This window comes from Vibrio sp. 1874 (genome assembly GCF_033344395.1).
Taxonomy (GTDB): Bacteria; Pseudomonadota; Gammaproteobacteria; order Enterobacterales; family Vibrionaceae; genus Vibrio; species Vibrio alginolyticus.
Genome location: NZ_JAWPOR010000001.1, coordinates 32,494 through 50,599 on the forward strand (window position 1 = coordinate 32,494; position 18,106 = coordinate 50,599).

The window sequence follows — 18,106 nt, forward strand, 5'->3', positions numbered from 1 at the left end:
TTCTGAATACAGCGTCGGTTTGAAAGGAGAAAACTATGGTGACTTGCAGCCAATACGATTTTATTGAAATCGCCTGTATGTTTAAGCTCCCTATCGAGATCACACTAAAAAATGGTGAAACTCATCAGGGCAACGCGTTCGACACAGGCTACGACATGCAGCGACAAGAGTGCTTGTTTTTAGATATGGATGGTGAGCACACCGCCTTCCCGACTGAACAATTAGTCGCAATGCGCGCGCTCAAAGCCAATCCGCATTTTGACGAAGTGACGTTTGAGTAAACGTCCTTCTTTCACTGACGCCGTCCAATAAAAAACGCCTCTCAAGCTGTCACAACTTGAGAGGCGTTCTCTTACACGGTTCACCTGAACTTGTTGTTATTCACGCGACCGGATGAAAACCAGCATCGGCATCATGATCACGAACATCACTCCCACAAGCTGGAAGGTGTGCACAAACGCGACCATTTGCGATTGCTGCTGCAACATCTGTTGGTATTGGTCTAACGCAACCGGATCGGTAATAGAAAGCCCCTGATTGGCCGCCCAGTCATGCAAGTTAGGATTATAAGGATTAATACCCTCTCCCAGCGCATGCCATTGCTGCTGACTATCACGATATTGGAACGTGGTGGCGATAGAAATACCAAACGAGCTACCAATGGTACGGAACAGATTGTAAATACTCGCCGCCGCAACAGATTGCTCTTTCGGAATCGTTAAATACGCCAAGGTGGATAGCGTCGAGAAGGTTAAACCAAGCCCCATCCCCTGAATCATACTCGGCATCACAATCCAAAATGTATCGATCTGCAGTGAGTATTGCGTCATCAAATAACTACCAATCCCGATGCAGCTTAAGCCAAAGACTATTTTGATTCTGGGATCGAATTGCGGATTGAGCTTAATCACCAAAATCAACATCGCCGCTGACGCCAACCCACGCGGTGCCATTAATAAACCAGTGGTTGAGACCGGATAATCCAGCAAGCTTTCCAACAGCATTGGTTGTTGAGTCGTCAGGCCAAACATCGCCATCGACACCACGGCAATCATCAATGACGAGACCATAAGGTTTCGGTCTTTCAGCAGCCACAATGGCGCTATTGGACTTTTGGTTTTCCAACTGCGATAGATCCACATCACCAATCCCATTACTGCGAGCAATATCGCCGTCTGAATCATGCGTGAGTCGAGCCAGTCTTCTTCATTCCCTTTATCCAACACAAACTGCAACGCGCCCACACCTAACGCCATGTAACCGATGATCCACCAGTCAAAGTTAGGTTTGGATTTGTTGTCGATGTGGATATAGCGATAAATCAAAGAGGTACAGATCAAACCGAATGGCAAGTTGATGTAAAAAATCCAGCGCCAGTTAATGTTGTCGGTGATCACACCACCCACAACTGGGCCCAAAATAGGACCAAGCAAAATGCCGATGGAGAAAATTGCCATCGCTTTGCCTTTTTGCTCATACGGATAAATCTGCACTAACGTCGACTGCGCCAATGGAATCACCGACGCGCCGAAAGCGCCTTGGATAATGCGAAATAGCACCATCTCTTCAAGAGACTGTGCTTGCCCACAAAGCGCACTGGCAATCACAAAACCGACCACGGCAACCAGCATGACTTTGCGTTCACCAAAGCGCGACACCCAGAAACTGGTCATCGGAATGAAGATCGCTTCCGCCATGCTGTAACCCGTCAGCACCCAAGTAATTTGGTCTGCCGTTGCGCCCAACGCGCCCATCATGTGCGATAGCGACACGTTCGCAACGGTCATATCGATTAACACCATGATGGCAGAAAGCATCACGGCGACGGTGGCAATCCCCCGTTTGTCTGCCGTAATTTGATGGCTCATTGCACGCTACTTTGCAAATCTATGGTGACTTCTGAGCTCGCACCCACGCGAAGTTGCGGCGCATCGGCAGGTACTTCTAATGCCAAACGTACAGGGAAACGCTGTTTGATTTTAACCCAGTTACCCGTTGCGTTTTCTGGTGGCATCAAGGAGAACGATGTACCACTCGCAGGCGATAGTTGTTCTACCGTTGCTTTCCACACCACGTCTGGGTACATATCAATCACCACATCCGCATGCATACCAGGTTTGATGTGAGTAAGATCTGTTTCTTTAAAGTTCGCGCGTACCCAATAGCTGTCTTTTAAAATCACAGGGAACAACGTTTGACCCACGCTAACGACCGAGCCTACGTGCGTATTGATCTCACCGGCAATGCCATCCACTGGTGACGTAATGTCGGTGTAGCTCAAGTTCAGCTCTGCTTGCGCTAACTGTGCTGCCGCTTGTTGAACAACCGCAGCCTCTGCGCCTTCTTCACCACGGTTCGCAATGGCTTTTTCTACCGTCGCGCGCGCTTGCTCCAGGCTCGCTTGGGCATTGGCTAGTTTGTTTTTTGCCGTATCTAAATCTTGGTCCGACGCCAGTTTGCGTTTCACCAAGGAATCCGTACGTTTGTACTCTACTTGCGCTTCTGTCAGGTTAGAGCGCGCCGCATCTAAGCCCGCAACAGCTTCAGTTACCTGCTTATCGGCAACGTCATGTTGCTGGACCGCCAATTGGTATGCCGCTTTTGCTTGCTTCACTGCCAACAAATATGGGCGTGAATCTATCTTCAGCAGTAGGTCACCTTTGTTAATAGATTGGAAGTCTTTGACATCCACAGAAACCACTTGGCCTTTTACCTGAGGCGCTACCGACAAAATTTTTGCCCTAACGTAGGCATCTTCCGTGCTTGGGTGACTGTCTGAATACTGCCAAGACCAATACATCGCACCAAATGCGATAACACAGAGAGTAAAGAAAAGAGTTTTTACCAGCTTAGATCTGGAAGAAGAATGCTTTGCGATGTCGTCGCTCATTTATATTGTCCACTTGTTCAATTATGTGATCAGTGTAGGACTTTTCGATCTTCCGACAATAAAATGATCTGCAAGGTAAAGATCCAATTTTGCATGTTGCTAAGTGGAGTAAATGATGTGCAATCAGAACGAGGATAAAAAAGAGGGGCAGTCCCCGTAACCGCCCCCAAAGTCATGCCAATAATAGTAATGTGCGTGTAACTACTGGTTTTTCTTAGAACTTGTAACCGCCGCTGATCATAAATACCCAAGGGTTAATTTTGACGTCGGTTTTTTGCTTCGCTCCACCTGCTTTGTAAGTTGCTTCTGTTTCAATGTTTGCGTACCACGCAGCAGCGTTGAGGAACCATTGATCGTTGATCATGTAGTCCACACCAATATTCGCTGCTAGACCGAATGAGTCATCCAACTTAAGATCTGAAAGACCAGCGCCTTTACCCGTGCTATTGAAGCCCTCATCAAAGAACATGGTGTAGTTGAGACCTGCACCCACGTATGGACGGAACTTACTTTGTGGCTCGCCAAAGTAGTACTGCACCATAAGCGTTGGTGGAAGGTGTTTGGTGTCCGCGATATCACCAAGACCTAACAAGTCTGTTGAAATATCGTGGCTGAATGGTGTTGCTGCTAGAAGCTCTAAACTGATGTTGTCTGTAAACATGTAGCCAAACGTCAAACCAAGCTGCGTATTTGAATCCACTTTCAATTCTTCTTGAGAACCAAGAATCTTATCGCTGCTGTCGTTTGGAACGACAGACGCCGCACCAACACGAAGAACGAAGTCACCTTGTTTATGAGCGAAAACACTTGGTGACACGAGTGCAGCAACCACTGCTAGACTGCAGATTGTTTTTTTCATTTTTATTTCCTTTCGTAGGGCTTCGTTATGTCGTACCCAAAGGGGTGCCTGCTAACTGATCTGAGATTTCAAGTAAACTCAGCGCCTTGAAGCACACGGGTATCTATATCTTTTTGAGCTGTGCGCAATCTAGCACATAGAAACCCTACTATTTTGATGGAAATCAATTTGTGAAAAATATAGGTTTTTTGTATGGAGAAACGCCATATTGATCAACAAATTATGCAAATGGGATACAATTCTGTAATGCAAACTGTGCGTGTGAGTTGCCATGCATACCCATAAATGCGAATCCTCTCGTTAAGGCTCGTAGCCAGTAAAAACTTTTTTCGTCCTCTACTTCTTCTATTTTCAAAAAAAAACCACTTAAAAAGCTCGTTTGACCCCTTAAAATCGCGATTTGAGGGGTTTGTAAAACACTGAAATACAAGAAGTTATTTTTATGGAAAATCAGTCACTTGGAGTGCTAGTCTGCTCGCAGCTAAGGAGAAGACATGTTAAAAACCGACCTCATTTTTGAACGAGAAAACTTTTCTCATCACGATTTTCAGAATGCCACCTTTAAAAACTGCCACTTTTATATGTGCTGTTTCGACCATGCCGATCTGCGCGATGCTAAGTTCATCGACTGTCGCTTTATCGAATCCAAAGCGCTAGAAGGGTGTAGTTTTCGCTTCGCGAACTTAAAAGACGCCAGCTTTACGAACTGTATGTTGGCGATGAGCCTGTTTAACGGCGCAAATTGTATGGGCTTGGAGCTGCGTAAGTGCGATCTCAAAGGGGCAAACTTCCAAGGTGCGAACTTTGCTAATCGCGTCAGTAACACCATGTTTTTCTGTTCTGCTTTTATTACTGGCTGCAACCTCACCTACTGTAACTTCGAACGAGTGTTACTAGAAAAATGTGACCTCTTTGAAAACCGTTGGAACGGTGCGAACCTCGCAGGGGCAACTCTCAAAGGCTCGGATTTATCTCGCTGCGAATTCTCGCCAGAACAATGGGGAACCTTTAACGTTGAGCAATGTGATCTGACTCATGTCGAACTAGACGGGCTGGATGTTCGCCGCGTTTCTCTGTTTGGTGTTAAAATTTGTGATTGGCAACAAGAGCAATTGCTTGCGCCTTTTGGATTGATCATTCTCTAAGGAAAGGCCATGAACCTGTTTAAAGACTTACCGAATAACCTCGACGAGGAAGTGTTCGAAGACCTGCTGACCCACAAAAACCTGCGTATAGAACGCATTGTCTCAACGGGGCAAACCTCGCCCGAAAGTGGCTGGTACGATCAAGAAGAACATGAATGGGTCTTGGTTCTTAAAGGAGCTGGAGAGCTGACTTTTGAATCAGGTGTAGTGCAACGACTTGAGGCAGGCGATCACGTTACGATTCCAGCTCATACCAAACACAAAGTGAGCTGGACTGACCCAACGCAAGAAACCATCTGGTTGGCGGTGTTTTATCAATAAACACAAAACGATCTTAAACCCAAAAATAGGCGCTGAGTTTGCTCGATACTACTAAGCCGTCACTGGCACTGTTTGATTTTGATGGCACCATCACCCGAGAGGATATGTTTAGCCTTTTCCTCCACTATTCTGCTTATGGCCTGCGCAAACGAGTAGGAAAGGTCGCTATCATGCCATTTTATGCGCTGTACAAACTCGGAGTGTTACCCGCTCGTGTTATGCGTCCGCTCAGCAGTTTTATTGCATTTTCAGGGAAAGAAACGCAGCAAATTGAAGCGATTGGCGCTCAGTTTGCCCATGAAGTGATCCCGCTGTACTTACGGCCAGAAGCGACGGAAAGGTTGGCGTGGCATCAACACAGAGGCGATACCATTGTGGTGGTGTCGGCATCACTCAATGCGTATCTCAAGCCTTGGTGTGAGGCGAACGGTTACCACTTGCTGTGCAGTGAACTGATCTCAGAACAGCCAAAACTGAGTGGCTTTTACAAGCAAGGTGATTGCAGTTTAGAAAGAAAAGTCTCACGCGTGAAAGCGGCGTTTTCGCTCGACGAGTTTGCGTCTGTTTATGCCTACGGTGATACACACGAAGACATTCCGATGCTAAAACTGGCAGACTACGCGATGCTCAACTGGAGCGAGTGGAGAGCAAGCGAATAACGATATGTGCTCTGATTTTCAAGACAACCACTCGACCAAAGTGGTCGTTTTAGGCTAAAAAACAAACCCTTCTCACATGAGAAGGGTTTTATTGTTCAGAGCCCGAATAACTGGCTTAACGCCATACACCCCATTGGCCTGTTGTGCCTGGTTCCTCACCAGACGTCCACCACTGGGCAGTCCATTCTTTGCCGTTGTGCGTCACCACATCACCTTGGTTGTATACGGCCGTCTTGTCCCACAAGTTGGTTGGTTCAACTGGTGGCGTTACATCCGCTTTGATCAGTGACAACGCATAACTGAAGTCTGCACTTGGCGCTAATACTTGGTTCGCATTCACGTTGTTACTATCGAACATGTAGTGGCTCATCTCTTGATGCCAAATGCCCACATACCAATCGCCCGTTTGCTGCGCGTTAAATTGATCTGCTATTTCTGCCGCCCAAGTCGCCGTATTGTTCGCACTGATTGGTAGTGAAATATCGACAATTTCATTGCCTGTCGCATTAAACGTACGAAAACGGATGGTGTCACCCGCTTCTACTGGTCCGAAACCTTGCTGAACAAAGTAGCCTAGAGATGTCAGATTATTGCCCGGTTCGGTTGGATCAACAGGGTCAGTCGGTGGCGTCGTGCCCGTTCCGTTTAACGTAATGTCACTACAGTTGTAGAAACCTTCCCCAGCGACATCAATACGCTGCCAACGAGTGTAAAGTACCGCATCGCCGGAACGATCAGCAGGGAAAGTCACGTGAATACGGTAGCGTTTTTCCGCATCAACATACACATCACCTGCGGTGTCGATCAGCTCTAAATCACTCCAAGTAAGAGGTTTTGAATCATCATAAGTTGGCTTGGTGAGATAGAATTCCCAGTACGATGGGTTGTGCGGCGCTTTGCCGTAAAACACCAATTCAATCTGGTTATTTGCATCTGGCGTAACATTGGTGCGCTGCCAGTTTGGAGAAGGAATGTTCAAGCCTTTCTTAGCTGTATCGCCAGCAGAACATAGCTCACCGTCGCGAACCACGGCTTTCACATGCTCCATATCTCGGTAATTTGGTACGTTTGCTGCAATTTCGCTACGCTGCACAAACGGATACGCGCCAGATTCATCAAAAGCCGCTTTACACGCTTGGTTAGGGATCTCGTTGGTCCAAAAGCCACCGTCTAAATAACACGTATTTTGACGAGCACTTGGAAACTCCACCCAGCCATGGGCGTTGACGTTAAATGAGCTCAATGCGGCAACAGCGCTTAAGCTCAAAAGAGGAAGTGTTACATGTGATTTCATCGTTCATCCTTAATTTTGCTGACTCGCCGCTCTGAAACACAAGCGGTTTAAGCAAAACTAGCAGGATGGGATTATTTAGAAGGTGAGAATAAATATGGAAATTGTAAGAGTGCCATCTGCTTTCCAGCATTTGTTGTGAACCATTCTCATACTCGACTGACTCTTTCGAGTCACTTCAAATTCGTGTGCCACAAAAACTGTCACTCTCGTTTGGCTAGCGCTCGTCTTTTGGTGTGTCCATCACCACCATGGTTGTGATCGACTTGACGTGTTCGCACTCACCCAACACATCAGCGTGAAACGCTTTATAAGCGGCGAGATCTTGCGTTTCCACACGCAGCAAATACTCATTCGCGCCAGTGATGTTGTGACATTCCACCACCTCGTTTACAAAACGCACATGCTCTTCGAAACCCAGCTGCGCCTGCTTAGAGTGCGAGGCCAAACCAATCGACACATAAGCGACAAAACCCACGCCAAGTTGCTGATTATCCAGTACCGCTCGGTAGCCTTTGATCACGCCTTTACGCTCTAAATCTTGCACTCGGCGTAAGGTTGCAGACGGAGATAAACCAACGCGTTCCGACAGCTCCACATTGGAGATTCTTCCGTCTCGCTTGAGCACTTGCAATATTCTTTCGTCAAATCTATCCATGATGATGTTTCATTGCTTATTTAGTTTCTAATCATCAAATAAAAGCACAATATTGACCTCAGTTCTACTTATAGTTGTTCTCAACTTATCGAGAACTGATTCAAGGAACAATCTATGGAATATCATCAACTGGGCGCTTTGGCGTTGTTCGCTTTTGTCTCCACTTTTACGCCGGGTCCCAATAACATTATGTTGATGACCTCAGGGGCAAATGTCGGCTTTAAACGCACTATCCCACATATGTTGGGCATTACCTTTGGCTTTGGTGCCATGCTAATTTTGGTGGGCATTGGCTTGATGAGCCTGTTCCACGCATATCCAATTACACACTCCATTTTAAAAGTATTGAGCTTGAGTTATTTGCTGTACTTGACGTACAAAATCGCAACCAGCGACAAAACCGAAGCAAAACACGATTTTCGCCCGATGTCTTTTTTAGGGGCTGTTGCATTCCAATGGGTGAACCCAAAAGGTTGGTCGATGGCGTTGACGGCCATTACGGTATACACCAGTGGCGGTTCTTGGCTCGAACTGACTTTTATCGCCGGTATCTTCTGTTTAGCCAACTTGCCATCGGTGACATTTTGGACGGCGGCAGGTATGCAATTGCAGCGTTGGTTGACCACCGATAAACGCGTTAAGGGGTTCAACTACAGCATGGCTGCGCTGTTGCTTTTGTCTACGATTCCAATGATATAAGTCCATTTATGGTTAAAAAACGACTCACTTTACGTGGTTAGAGAAAGGATAGAGGTAATATTTTTCTTGAGGCTTTGGCGTTAATTCACAGTGTAAATTTGTTTAAAGACGCTACCCTCTTGTTAGGGAACTTGATAATCTTTAAATGAGAAAGAGAATAATTATCGAGTAAAGTAACAATGAAAAAGAAGCCTCAACCTAAAACGCTTGTTGTCACAGACACAGAAACCATCACTCCAAACATGCAGCGCATTACCTTGCAAGGTGAGGCGCTGAGCCACTTTCCTCGTGACTGCGAAGGCAGTTACATCAAATTACTGTTTAACGATATGGGCGGCGCGGATCTGAGCATCCTGCCAGAAGACGACCGACCAATCATGCGCACCTACACTATTCGACGCTTTCATCCAGAAACCAGTACAATCGAAGTGGATTTCGTCCGACACGTAACGCAAGATCTGCAATGCGGATTTGCAGCGCGTTGGGCAATGGCCGCGCAAAAAGGCGACACGATCAGCATTGTTGGGCCAGGTAGCATCTCCAACTTAAATACTGAGGCGGATTGGTTCTTCATGGCTGCCGATATGACAGCACTTCCAGCACTTTCTGCGAAAATTCGTACGCTGCCAGAAGAGGCCAAAGGCTACGCTGTGATCAGCGTGATGTCTCCAGCCGACATTCAACCCCTAAACACGCCAGCCGGTATGGAGTTGATTTGGCTAACCGAACAGCAAACCTTGGCTGATAGCGTTCGCGAACTCGAGTGGTTAGATGGTAACGCTTCGGTATGGTGTGCGTGTGAGTTCGATTCAATGCGTGCGCTGCGCCAATATTTCCGCAACGAAAAAGAAGTCGATCGCGAGAATATCTACATCAGCAGCTATTGGAAAAAAGGCGTGTCTGAAGATGGGCACAAAGTGATTAAACGTGAAGACGCGGAATCCAACCAATAGTGATTCATGTCTTTTCGATTCCAGCTCTCATCCTAATAAAAACGCCCGGCATCACTGGGCGTTTTAGCAACTTCAGTTGTATTAAAGTTCATGAAAACTCTAATCCGCTAGTTCCTGCGCTAAAAAGTCGATCAACAACCTCACTTTGGGCGATAAATTTCGGCTTTGTGGATACAGTGCCCAAATGCCTTCACGGTCGTCTCGGTAATCGGTCAGCACCTCGACTAGCTCACCGTTATCTAGGGCTTCTTGAACGTAATAGTCCGGCAACTGCACTAAACCCAAACCACGTTTGGCGGCGCCCATTAGCGCAAAACCACTATTGCATTTAATCCTCCCCGATACGCGCAAAGACTTATCGCGTTTATTTTCCTTAAAATGCCAATAATCGACCGAACCAACTAGGCACTGATGTCGAGCCAGTTCGGATAATGTGTGAGGCTCGCCAAATCGCTCCAAATACATAGGGCTAGCACACACGTAATTTTGACGCGACGAAAGACGCTTTGCGATCATGCTGGAATCTTGCAGGCGGCCAAGACGAATCGCCACGTCTACCCCTTGCTCTATCAAATCCAGTTTTTGATTGGTCAGAACTAAATCGAGGTCCACACGCGGGTATTTCTCCAAAAACTGATGCAAGAGCGGTGCGAGGTTCATTTCCCCATAGGTCACAGGCGCCGTCACACGCAGCAAACCTCGCGGTTCGGTCTGCATTTGCGTTACAGCAAGCTCAGCTAGTTCTAGCCCTTCGACCAAATGTTTGCACTGCTGATAATAAAGCTGTCCAGCTTCAGACAGAGAAACTTTTCGCGTCGTGCGATGCAGTAACTTAACCGCAAGACGCTCTTCAAGTGCCGATACGCGGCGACTGATTTGTGCCACTGACGTTTTCAGTTTAGCCGCGGCAGCTGTAAAGCTGTTAGTTTCCGCTACGGCAACAAACTCGCTGACTCCTTCCCAATTCGCCATGCTGTATTCCTGTCGACCTCTTCTAGACAAATAGTGATTACATTGTTCTCGTCGCGCTACGCTTTGAAAACGGGAAAACTTTACGCGTCAGGTAACGGACGAAGTTCGTCGTATTGCGCATCAAGCTCAATGCCAAAATATTCTTTCAACGCATCCAGGTAGGTTTGACCTGGCTCTAGCTCTATTTCTGTTAGCTCTTCATGATTGGTGCATCTGAGTGTGTAGTTAAGCAGCGTCACCAACCCACTTTCTGTCGCTCTAGCAGCGACTCTTGCGCTAGTAAAACGCGAATTAGGCGAAGTCGAGGTAAAGAAGTTGCTACATGCAATGTCACCAGCAAACACAAACTCTAGGTCAAAGCTGTATAGATTGTTCCACGTGTCCGTTCCATCGGTTGAAAGCACTTGGAGGAAATAACCAAACTGAGCATCTTTGACAAAACGGAAGGTTTGTAAATCCGTCTGAATCACTTGGTCAAGGATAAACGGCAATGGCGCTCGAGGGGTATTGGAGCCAAAGCCCACATCAATAATCCATGTTTGTTCCTCGAACGTCACTAACGTGATTTGATGACTACGACCTGTTGGTGTACCAGACACATGTACACGCCCTAGCAAACTTCGCGCTTCAAACCCAAGAGTGTTGAGCACATCAAGCATTAAACCATTTAATTCAAAGCAGTAACCACCGCGAGAGTGGTACACGGTTTTTTGAGTAATATCTTCAATCTCAACAGAGACGCCTCGCTGCAATGCGATGTCAAAATTCTCAAACGGCAGGCAACGATGCTGCGCCACGTGAATTCTGTGCAATGACTCCAAATCGGCGGGCAATTCACTAGGCAAGCCTAGCTTGGTTAAATAGGCACTCAGATCCGTCTTATTCATAATCACTCTTACTTAGCTGATGGTTTGACAGTTTTCTACTTTAGCCCCTCTATCTAACTTCAGGTCAATCACCTTTTCCATTTCCCTTCCGCTTTAAGGAGGCATCGCACTCTTTTTACACGCTCACCTTATCATTATTACGCATATGTAAAAATCATTTTCAAAATGGACGGATTATCATTTTTACTGAAACACCTAAAATGAGCACCAACAAAACGACGAAGCGCGGTAAGCAAACCTTAACTACGCTTATTACGTCACTCCATATACTGAAAATATAAAGGAAACATCCAATGTCGCTTGAAATCAAACCTGGTCAAACTCACATAAAATCAAAAGCAATGGTCGCTTGGGCTGCAGGTGAGCCGCTTAAAATGGAAGAAGTGGATGTACAACTTCCAAAAGCCGGCGAAGTGCTAGTACGCATCGTAGCAACTGGTGTTTGTCACACTGACGCATTCACACTATCAGGTGACGATCCAGAAGGTATCTTCCCTTCAATCCTTGGTCACGAAGGTGGCGGTATCGTTGAAATGGTTGGCGAAGGCGTAACAAGCGTTGAAGTTGGCGACCACGTTATCCCACTTTACACTGCTGAATGTGGTGAGTGTAAGTTCTGTAAATCTGGCAAAACGAACCTATGTCAGGCCGTTCGTGAAACGCAAGGTAAAGGCCTAATGCCAGATGGCACAAGCCGATTCTCTATCAACGGCGAAACTATCTTCCACTACATGGGTTGTTCTACTTTCTCTGAGTACACGGTTCTTCCAGAAATCTCACTAGCGAAAGTAAACAAAGAAGCACCACTTGAAGAAGTTTGTCTTCTAGGTTGTGGCGTAACCACTGGTATGGGTGCGGTATTAAACACAGCTAAAGTTGAAAAAGGCGACACAGTGGCAATCTTTGGTCTCGGCGGTATCGGTCTTTCTGCAATCATCGGTGCTCGCATGGCTGGTGCCAGCCGCATCATCGGTGTAGACATCAACGAAAGCAAATTCGACCTAGCGAAACAACTTGGTGCAACTGATTGCATCAACCCACAAAAATTCGACAAGCCAATTCAAGAAGTGATTGTTGAAATGACAGACGGTGGTGTTGACTACTCATTCGAATGTATCGGTAACGTAAACGTGATGCGCCAAGCACTTGAGTGCTGTCACAAAGGTTGGGGTGAGTCAGTCATCATTGGTGTTGCTGGTGCAGGTCAAGAGATCTCAACTCGTCCATTCCAACTGGTAACTGGTCGTGTATGGCGTGGCAGCGCTTTCGGTGGCGTTAAAGGTCGCTCTGAGCTTCCAGAAATCGTAAACCGTTACATGGCTGGTGAATTCGGCTTACAGGAGTTCATTACCCACACAATGGGATTAGCCAACGTCAACAAAGCGTTTGATCTGATGCATGAAGGTAAGAGCATCCGAACAGTTATCCATATGGATCAATAATGCTGCCTCAGGCTCTCCTTTTGGGGAGCCTGAATTCCTTCTGCTAATTAGAGAGTTTATTCATGACCATTGAAAATGTAAGCCAAGCCAAAGTGTTTGGCGGTTGGCACAAGCAATATACACACGAATCCAATGCCCTAAACTGCACCATGCGCTTCGCGATATTCTTGCCACCTAACGCAACGAAATCAAATCCCGTACCCGCGCTATACTGGCTCTCTGGTTTAACGTGTACCGATGAGAACTTTATGCAGAAAGCGGGCGCATTTCGTATGGCGGCCGAGCTTGGCATTGCGATCATTGCACCAGACACAAGTCCGAGAGGCGAAGGTATCGCTGACGACGAAAGCTATGACCTAGGAAAAGGAGCTGGCTTTTACCTTAATGCGACGCAAGCACCTTGGTCACTGCATTACTGTATGTACGACTATGTGACTGAGGAGTTGCCTGCGATCATCGAAAGTAACTTCCCAGTCTCTGACGTGAAGTCAATTTCCGGTCACAGTATGGGCGGCCACGGAGCGCTCACCATTGGTCTGAAAAATTCAGAACAGTACCGTTCTATTTCAGCGTTCAGTCCAATCAGTAACCCAATGCAATGCCCTTGGGGACAAAAAGCCTTTACTGCTTACTTAGGCAAGGAGCTTGAAAGCTGGAAGCAATACGATGCAAGTGAACTTCTAAAACAACAACAATCACCATTACCAATTTTGGTTGATCAAGGTGATGCTGATGGCTTCTTAAATGAGCAGCTTAGACCGGAAGCGCTGATTGCTGCGGCAAAAATACACGATTCAAACCTAACCTTGAGAATGCAACCAGGCTATGACCATAGCTATTACTTCATCTCAAGCTTTATTGAAGAGCACCTCAACTTCCATGCAAAATATTTGTTTGCATAGTTAATTTAAGTAAGCTCATGAAATAAAAAATAAAGTCACCAAAACTAGGTGACTTTATTTTCTTTACGTACTAACAAATACATATCTGAATATCGATGATTTAAATATGTAAAATAATGTAACTTAAGAACAAATTCGACATCCATTTCTCGCCTTATTAAATTCTCATTTCCGACACAGTATCTTTATTAAAAATGACACAAAGTTGCACTAAAAACCAATTAAATACCGCGAAATCATTACGAAACTCTACCATCATCCCAATACTCTGAGCTTTTAATTAAGAAGCAACTTAATAACCTTGACGTGACGTAAACCGACAGTTATTTTTGAAACATAACGTATTATAAAATCTCATCCGGTTGGCTCTATAATTATAAATAAATTACCGCTAGCACCTTTGTCCTAGCTAAGAAAAAAGAATAAAACTCAAAAGGGCATATGATGAAAAAGATAGTCGCGCTAGGTCTGTTTTTTGTTGCGCCATTCTTGTCTGCAAATACGATCGTATTTAGTAGTAGCCAGCAGCCTAGTGTCATACTGGAACTGGAAGAGATCCAAGCTTTACCTACCACTAGCTACACGATGACATTGCCTTGGCTTCCTGCCTCGTCAGAGTTTTTAGGCGTTAAACTCAGCACGCTTCTTACACACGTCTATGGAAAGGTACCAGAGCAGGTTGATATCAGCAGCTTAAACGACTATCACTCGACATTGTCCCGACAAGATATTCTTCGATATCAACCAATACTGGCTTATCAACAAGATCAGAATTACATAAAAGTCAGGAATAAAGGCCCTTTCTGGGTGATATATCCACTCAATCTCTATCCAGAGCTAAACTACAATAAATATCATGCGCAAATGGTATGGCAAGTAAATGAAATAAAAGAAAAATAATAAGAATGAAGTTATCAGAACCCTATTCTAAGAAACAAAGAATATTGCAATATTCTACCACCAGCAAAATGCTGCTGGTGGTGTTTGCCGTTTCTTTGCTTCTCGCGAATGTCGTGCTTTTACAGCAAACACGTTCACTCTCACAAAATTTTAATAACGAACAAAAACAAGCGACTTGGTTTTTATTCCAACTCTCCAAAGAACTATCAGAACTTGTCGGCGAGGCCAGACGGTTAGATGAAAACGTATTGAATATTGATGGTGCAGAGCTTCAATACGAGTTAGCGTGGAGTCGCTTTGACTTATTGACCAGTAGCACGAAAGCCAATAAGTTCTTTTCTCGGAACAACATGCACCTTTACTTCATTAATCTTTTTGAAGAGTTCAAAGAGCTAGAAAAACAACTAGTAGAAGCTAGAACAGGTGACAGCCAAGCTGCTGCTGCATTTTATCGTTCAACTCAAACACTATATTTAGGCTTAATAGACTTCGTTAATCAAAACTTCCGCCTAAGCAGTAAAGCTTATGAAGCACAAAAAGGTCAAACCCAGCGCTTAATGCAAGCACAATATATGTTGTTTGCGACGTTCGTTTTGTCGATTATCTCTCTAACTTATTTCTTTTATCGTGAATCCCATTTTCATAGAAAATTGGCGCTCAGCGACCCTTTGACGAACCTAGGGAACCGCAATGCACTATTCATAACCCTAAACAAATTTACTCAAGAAAAAAGGCCCTTTTCTCTCTGGATTCTAGATTTAAATGGTTTTAAAGAAGTCAACGACACACACGGACACCAAGTTGGCGACACTGTACTGCGGGAAATCGCTAGGCGGCTTAATTCTATGGCACTCAATGATTTTACTGTTTATCGCATGGGAGGAGATGAGTTCGCGGTTATCCTTGAAGGTGAACATCTCAATGAAGAGAACGTACGTGAGCAGATAAATACCGTCTTTGATGCACAAATATTAAACTCCGATAAAGTCTCAACACTTTCAACAAGCATGGGCTTAGCGCAATACCCTAAAGACAGTGACAATGTTGACTTTCTTATCAGCATAGCGGATAAGCGCATGTACAAAATGAAATTTCAACGTTAAACGGTATATATGATGAGAAAGTTCATGCAAGTACTGCTTCTACTGGCAGTCATTGCGGCAGGTGTGTTGGCTTGGGTATTTATTCCATCGCACGAAACCATCGGGCAAAAAACGCTTGAGCAGGCACTCAACGACGACTACAGCCTCGTTGGACATCGAATCTACTCAACCGATCCGGATGCTGGCAACCGATTCGGCTACTTCGTATTGGCAACGGGCCAGAGCATTGAAGAGCAAGAGCCGTTTTTGGTCACTTCGGATCAGTTTATTCGCATGGAGCAAACGGGTGATAATACCTTGTCTGTGACCATCAATGGCCGTATTTACCATTATCATAACGACTTGTGGGTGCCAAAATCAGACGGGAAATTGCAACACTTTTTAGTCAGCGCAACCGCCAAGTACGTACGCTAAAACGGGAACATTACTACCCCCTCCCACCACACACACAAAAAAAACGAAGCCCCGCATACACTGCGGGGCTTTTTACGTGAAGAAGAAAATAACATCGAATAAATGAGCGTTACTTCGCTAACACTTTCTCTTTAATCACTTTGAGTACCCCAGCCTCTTGGTTGCTTGGCGCAGAATAACGAGCAATTTTCTTAATCTCTTCGTGCGCGTTGGCAACCGCGTACGAATGCTCACTGACTTGCAGCATTTCGAGGTCATTGAGGTAATCACCAAACGTCATGGTTTCTGCCGGAGTAAAATTCATCGTCTCTTGAAGATGCTGAATGGCCGCACCTTTAGAGGCCTCGGCATTCATCACATCCAGCCAGATTTTTGCACTCACCACGACTTTATGCGTTGCGCCAAACTTCGCGTTCATGGTCGGAAACAGGAGCTCTTCCGAACCGTCAAAGTGACAAATTGCTACCTTAATAAACTCGTCTTCGACCTCAAGCAAATCCGGCACATATTCACAGCGGTGGTAGTACTTTTGAAATTCTTCCAGCGATTGCTGATCATGCGTTTCGATGTACGCCGAGCGCTTGCCACACAATACGATGTTCGCCCCGTCAATCTCACGAGCCGCTTTCACAATCTCCAACACTTCCGCTTTAGGAATGGTACAACTGTAGAGCTCTTTGTCTTGGTACATCACCAAGGTGCCGTTTTCAGCCACATACAACAGTCTGTCTTTGATTGGCGCGAACGTGTCTCGTAGGCTGTAATACTGACGACCAGACGCAGCGGAGAACAAAATGCCTTGCTCTTCCAGTTGCAAAAACAGATCGAAAAACTCTGGATCCAAACGACCGTACTGGTCAAGCAATGTGCCATCCATATCGGAAGCAATAAATTTGATGCAAACTTGTGACATTAACGAAAACTCTAAATGATGCTGCGAAAATATATCCATGTAAGGTACAGGATCTTGTATGAATCTCAAGTCGGGATGACGACGCTTTTCGCATTCACCAAGGGTGCTGTTTAAAGTAATCTTCACTGTGATCGATGAAAGCTCTCACCGCAGGAGACAAGTGTTTACGTGATGAATACAGCGCGTAAATGTTGAGATCATTTGGCTTCCAATCCGGCAACACCGACTCAAGCTGACCCGATTTGAGATAGATATTGCTCAAATAAGTTGGCAACATCGAAATACCCATGCCTTGTAAAGCGCCATGCAATAACGCCGTGGCCTCATTGCTGGTTAGGCGACACTCAATTCCCACCGATTCGAACTGGTCGCCCTGAGACAAATGCCACACGTGACGCTCAAAGTTTTTGTATCCCAAACAGTCGTGTGAAGATAAATCTCGCGGATGCGCGATCGCGTGGTGAGTTTGTAAATATTGCGGTGATGCTACCAACACCGATTCGCACACCGCAATCGGCTTACCAATCAAAGAAGGATCGGGATCTGACGCAATTCGGATCGCCAGATCGATGCGTTGTTCGGTTAGATCACTCACTGAATCTTGCAGATCTATGTCGATATACACTTTGGGGTGCTTTTGCATAAAACTGTTTACTACGGGGATCAACTGTGAGAATCCAAATGAAGTACTAGACGCAAGACGGATTTTTCCGGACAGCTCACCATCAACGGCAATGTTCGACGTTAATGTATCGGCCTGTTTTAACCAGCGCTCAATCTGAGGCAAGCTGCGCTCCCCTGCGGTGGTGAGGGACACCTTGCGCGTGGTGCGGTGTAACAAACGAGTTTGCAGCCAGTTCTCCATCGCCTCTACATAACGAGTTACCATTGGCCGAGACATGTCTAACCGCTCTGCGGTCGCGGTAAAACTGCCAGAATACACCACATCTACAAATACTCTTGCTGCCGTTACTCTATCCATACATTTGCTCGAAATAAGAAATAGTGATGCACATTATTGTGTATTTTTCCGAGCGTATCAATTTCCTAATATAGCTCCCGTTCCCAAGCCATCGTCGCTTGGCCCCAAATTCTTTA

Annotated in this window: 20 protein-coding genes; 11 read left to right on the forward strand and 9 right to left on the reverse strand. The window is 45.7% G+C overall.

Features of this window, described 5'->3' with window-relative positions; genetic code table 11:
* The first annotated feature begins 35 nt into the window (after nucleotides 1-35).
* Nucleotides 36-281 (forward strand): Rho-binding antiterminator, encoded by a 246-nt coding sequence (locus tag R8N46_RS00180; RefSeq protein ID WP_005460845.1) that lies wholly within the window; start codon nucleotides 36-38, stop codon nucleotides 279-281.
* A gap of 96 nt (nucleotides 282-377) precedes the next feature.
* Here the strand turns inward: R8N46_RS00180 and R8N46_RS00185 are convergent, their stop codons facing one another.
* The 3 genes from R8N46_RS00185 to ompW all read right to left on the reverse strand — a co-directional run bounded on the left by R8N46_RS00185 (nucleotide 378) and on the right by ompW (nucleotide 3,749).
* Entirely contained in the window at nucleotides 378-1,868 is a 1,491-nt protein-coding gene (locus R8N46_RS00185; protein WP_017634371.1) for an MDR family MFS transporter, read from the reverse strand.
* Nucleotides 1,865-2,890 carry an HlyD family secretion protein gene (locus tag R8N46_RS00190; protein ID WP_053303998.1) on the reverse strand — a complete coding sequence of 342 codons (1,026 nt, stop codon included), beginning with the start codon at nucleotides 2,888-2,890 and terminating at the stop codon, nucleotides 1,865-1,867. The genes R8N46_RS00185 and R8N46_RS00190 overlap by 4 nt, the downstream gene beginning before the upstream one ends.
* Before the next feature lie 214 nt (nucleotides 2,891-3,104).
* The gene (ompW, locus tag R8N46_RS00195) at nucleotides 3,105-3,749 is read right to left on the reverse strand and encodes an outer membrane protein OmpW (RefSeq protein WP_005391962.1); all 645 of its coding nucleotides are present in this window, start codon (nucleotides 3,747-3,749) and stop codon (nucleotides 3,105-3,107) included.
* A 494-nt stretch (nucleotides 3,750-4,243) separates the two neighbouring features.
* Between ompW and R8N46_RS00200 the strand changes: the two genes are divergently transcribed.
* From R8N46_RS00200 to R8N46_RS00210, 3 genes are read left to right on the forward strand one after another with little or no spacing between them, the layout of a single operon-like run.
* Nucleotides 4,244-4,894 carry a Qnr family pentapeptide repeat protein gene (locus tag R8N46_RS00200; RefSeq protein WP_005374358.1) on the forward strand — a complete coding sequence of 217 codons (651 nt, stop codon included), beginning with the start codon at nucleotides 4,244-4,246 and terminating at the stop codon, nucleotides 4,892-4,894.
* A 9-nt stretch (nucleotides 4,895-4,903) separates the two neighbouring features.
* Complete coding sequence (locus R8N46_RS00205; protein ID WP_005383281.1) at nucleotides 4,904-5,215, forward strand: cupin domain-containing protein; 312 nt, start codon at nucleotides 4,904-4,906, stop codon at nucleotides 5,213-5,215.
* Between the two features lie 38 nt (nucleotides 5,216-5,253).
* Entirely contained in the window at nucleotides 5,254-5,874 is a 621-nt protein-coding gene (locus R8N46_RS00210; RefSeq protein WP_115386902.1) for an HAD-IB family hydrolase, read from the forward strand.
* Between the two features lie 115 nt (nucleotides 5,875-5,989).
* On the opposite strand, the gene R8N46_RS00215 is transcribed toward R8N46_RS00210, so the two are convergent.
* Together R8N46_RS00215 and R8N46_RS00220 are read right to left on the reverse strand one after the other, a co-directional pair.
* A complete protein-coding gene (locus R8N46_RS00215; RefSeq protein WP_115386901.1) occupies nucleotides 5,990-7,168 on the reverse strand; it encodes a lytic polysaccharide monooxygenase in 1,179 nt (392 codons plus the stop codon).
* Nucleotides 7,169-7,382: 214 nt separating this feature from the next.
* Nucleotides 7,383-7,823 (reverse strand): Lrp/AsnC family transcriptional regulator, encoded by a 441-nt coding sequence (locus tag R8N46_RS00220; RefSeq protein ID WP_005482841.1) that lies wholly within the window; start codon nucleotides 7,821-7,823, stop codon nucleotides 7,383-7,385.
* 114 nt (nucleotides 7,824-7,937) lie between these two features.
* Here R8N46_RS00220 and R8N46_RS00225 point away from each other — a divergent pair, with 114 nt between their 5' ends.
* Together R8N46_RS00225 and R8N46_RS00230 are read left to right on the forward strand one after the other, a co-directional pair.
* Nucleotides 7,938-8,522, forward strand: coding sequence for a LysE family translocator (locus tag R8N46_RS00225; RefSeq protein ID WP_053303997.1), 585 nt, complete (start codon nucleotides 7,938-7,940; stop codon nucleotides 8,520-8,522).
* A 179-nt stretch (nucleotides 8,523-8,701) separates the two neighbouring features.
* The gene (locus R8N46_RS00230) at nucleotides 8,702-9,475 is read left to right on the forward strand and encodes a siderophore-interacting protein (protein ID WP_213972074.1); all 774 of its coding nucleotides are present in this window, start codon (nucleotides 8,702-8,704) and stop codon (nucleotides 9,473-9,475) included.
* A 99-nt stretch (nucleotides 9,476-9,574) separates the two neighbouring features.
* Here the strand turns inward: R8N46_RS00230 and R8N46_RS00235 are convergent, their stop codons facing one another.
* A complete protein-coding gene (locus R8N46_RS00235) occupies nucleotides 9,575-10,447 on the reverse strand; it encodes a LysR family transcriptional regulator (protein WP_017633836.1) in 873 nt (290 codons plus the stop codon).
* An 80-nt stretch (nucleotides 10,448-10,527) separates the two neighbouring features.
* Nucleotides 10,528-11,334: an arylamine N-acetyltransferase family protein gene (locus tag R8N46_RS00240; protein ID WP_213972075.1), complete on the reverse strand. Its 807-nt coding sequence runs from the start codon at nucleotides 11,332-11,334 to the stop codon at nucleotides 10,528-10,530.
* A gap of 293 nt (nucleotides 11,335-11,627) precedes the next feature.
* Between R8N46_RS00240 and R8N46_RS00245 the strand changes: the two genes are divergently transcribed.
* The 5 genes from R8N46_RS00245 to R8N46_RS00265 all read left to right on the forward strand — a co-directional run bounded on the left by R8N46_RS00245 (nucleotide 11,628) and on the right by R8N46_RS00265 (nucleotide 16,095).
* Nucleotides 11,628-12,776, forward strand: coding sequence for an S-(hydroxymethyl)glutathione dehydrogenase/class III alcohol dehydrogenase (locus R8N46_RS00245; protein ID WP_047102498.1), 1,149 nt, complete (start codon nucleotides 11,628-11,630; stop codon nucleotides 12,774-12,776).
* A gap of 62 nt (nucleotides 12,777-12,838) precedes the next feature.
* The gene (fghA, locus tag R8N46_RS00250) at nucleotides 12,839-13,678 is read left to right on the forward strand and encodes an S-formylglutathione hydrolase (protein WP_005374382.1); all 840 of its coding nucleotides are present in this window, start codon (nucleotides 12,839-12,841) and stop codon (nucleotides 13,676-13,678) included.
* Between the two features lie 444 nt (nucleotides 13,679-14,122).
* Nucleotides 14,123-14,578 carry a hypothetical protein gene (locus R8N46_RS00255; protein WP_005374384.1) on the forward strand — a complete coding sequence of 152 codons (456 nt, stop codon included), beginning with the start codon at nucleotides 14,123-14,125 and terminating at the stop codon, nucleotides 14,576-14,578.
* A 5-nt stretch (nucleotides 14,579-14,583) separates the two neighbouring features.
* Nucleotides 14,584-15,681, forward strand: coding sequence for a GGDEF domain-containing protein (locus R8N46_RS00260; protein ID WP_005383270.1), 1,098 nt, complete (start codon nucleotides 14,584-14,586; stop codon nucleotides 15,679-15,681).
* A 24-nt stretch (nucleotides 15,682-15,705) separates the two neighbouring features.
* Complete coding sequence (locus tag R8N46_RS00265) at nucleotides 15,706-16,095, forward strand: hypothetical protein (RefSeq protein WP_017633832.1); 390 nt, start codon at nucleotides 15,706-15,708, stop codon at nucleotides 16,093-16,095.
* Nucleotides 16,096-16,204: 109 nt separating this feature from the next.
* Here R8N46_RS00265 and R8N46_RS00270 read toward each other — a convergent pair whose 3' ends face one another.
* The gene (locus R8N46_RS00270) at nucleotides 16,205-17,008 is read right to left on the reverse strand and encodes a Cof-type HAD-IIB family hydrolase (protein WP_042522338.1); all 804 of its coding nucleotides are present in this window, start codon (nucleotides 17,006-17,008) and stop codon (nucleotides 16,205-16,207) included.
* A 94-nt stretch (nucleotides 17,009-17,102) separates the two neighbouring features.
* Nucleotides 17,103-17,990, reverse strand: coding sequence for a LysR family transcriptional regulator (locus R8N46_RS00275; RefSeq protein WP_213880274.1), 888 nt, complete (start codon nucleotides 17,988-17,990; stop codon nucleotides 17,103-17,105).
* Nucleotides 17,991-18,106 lie beyond the last annotated feature (116 nt).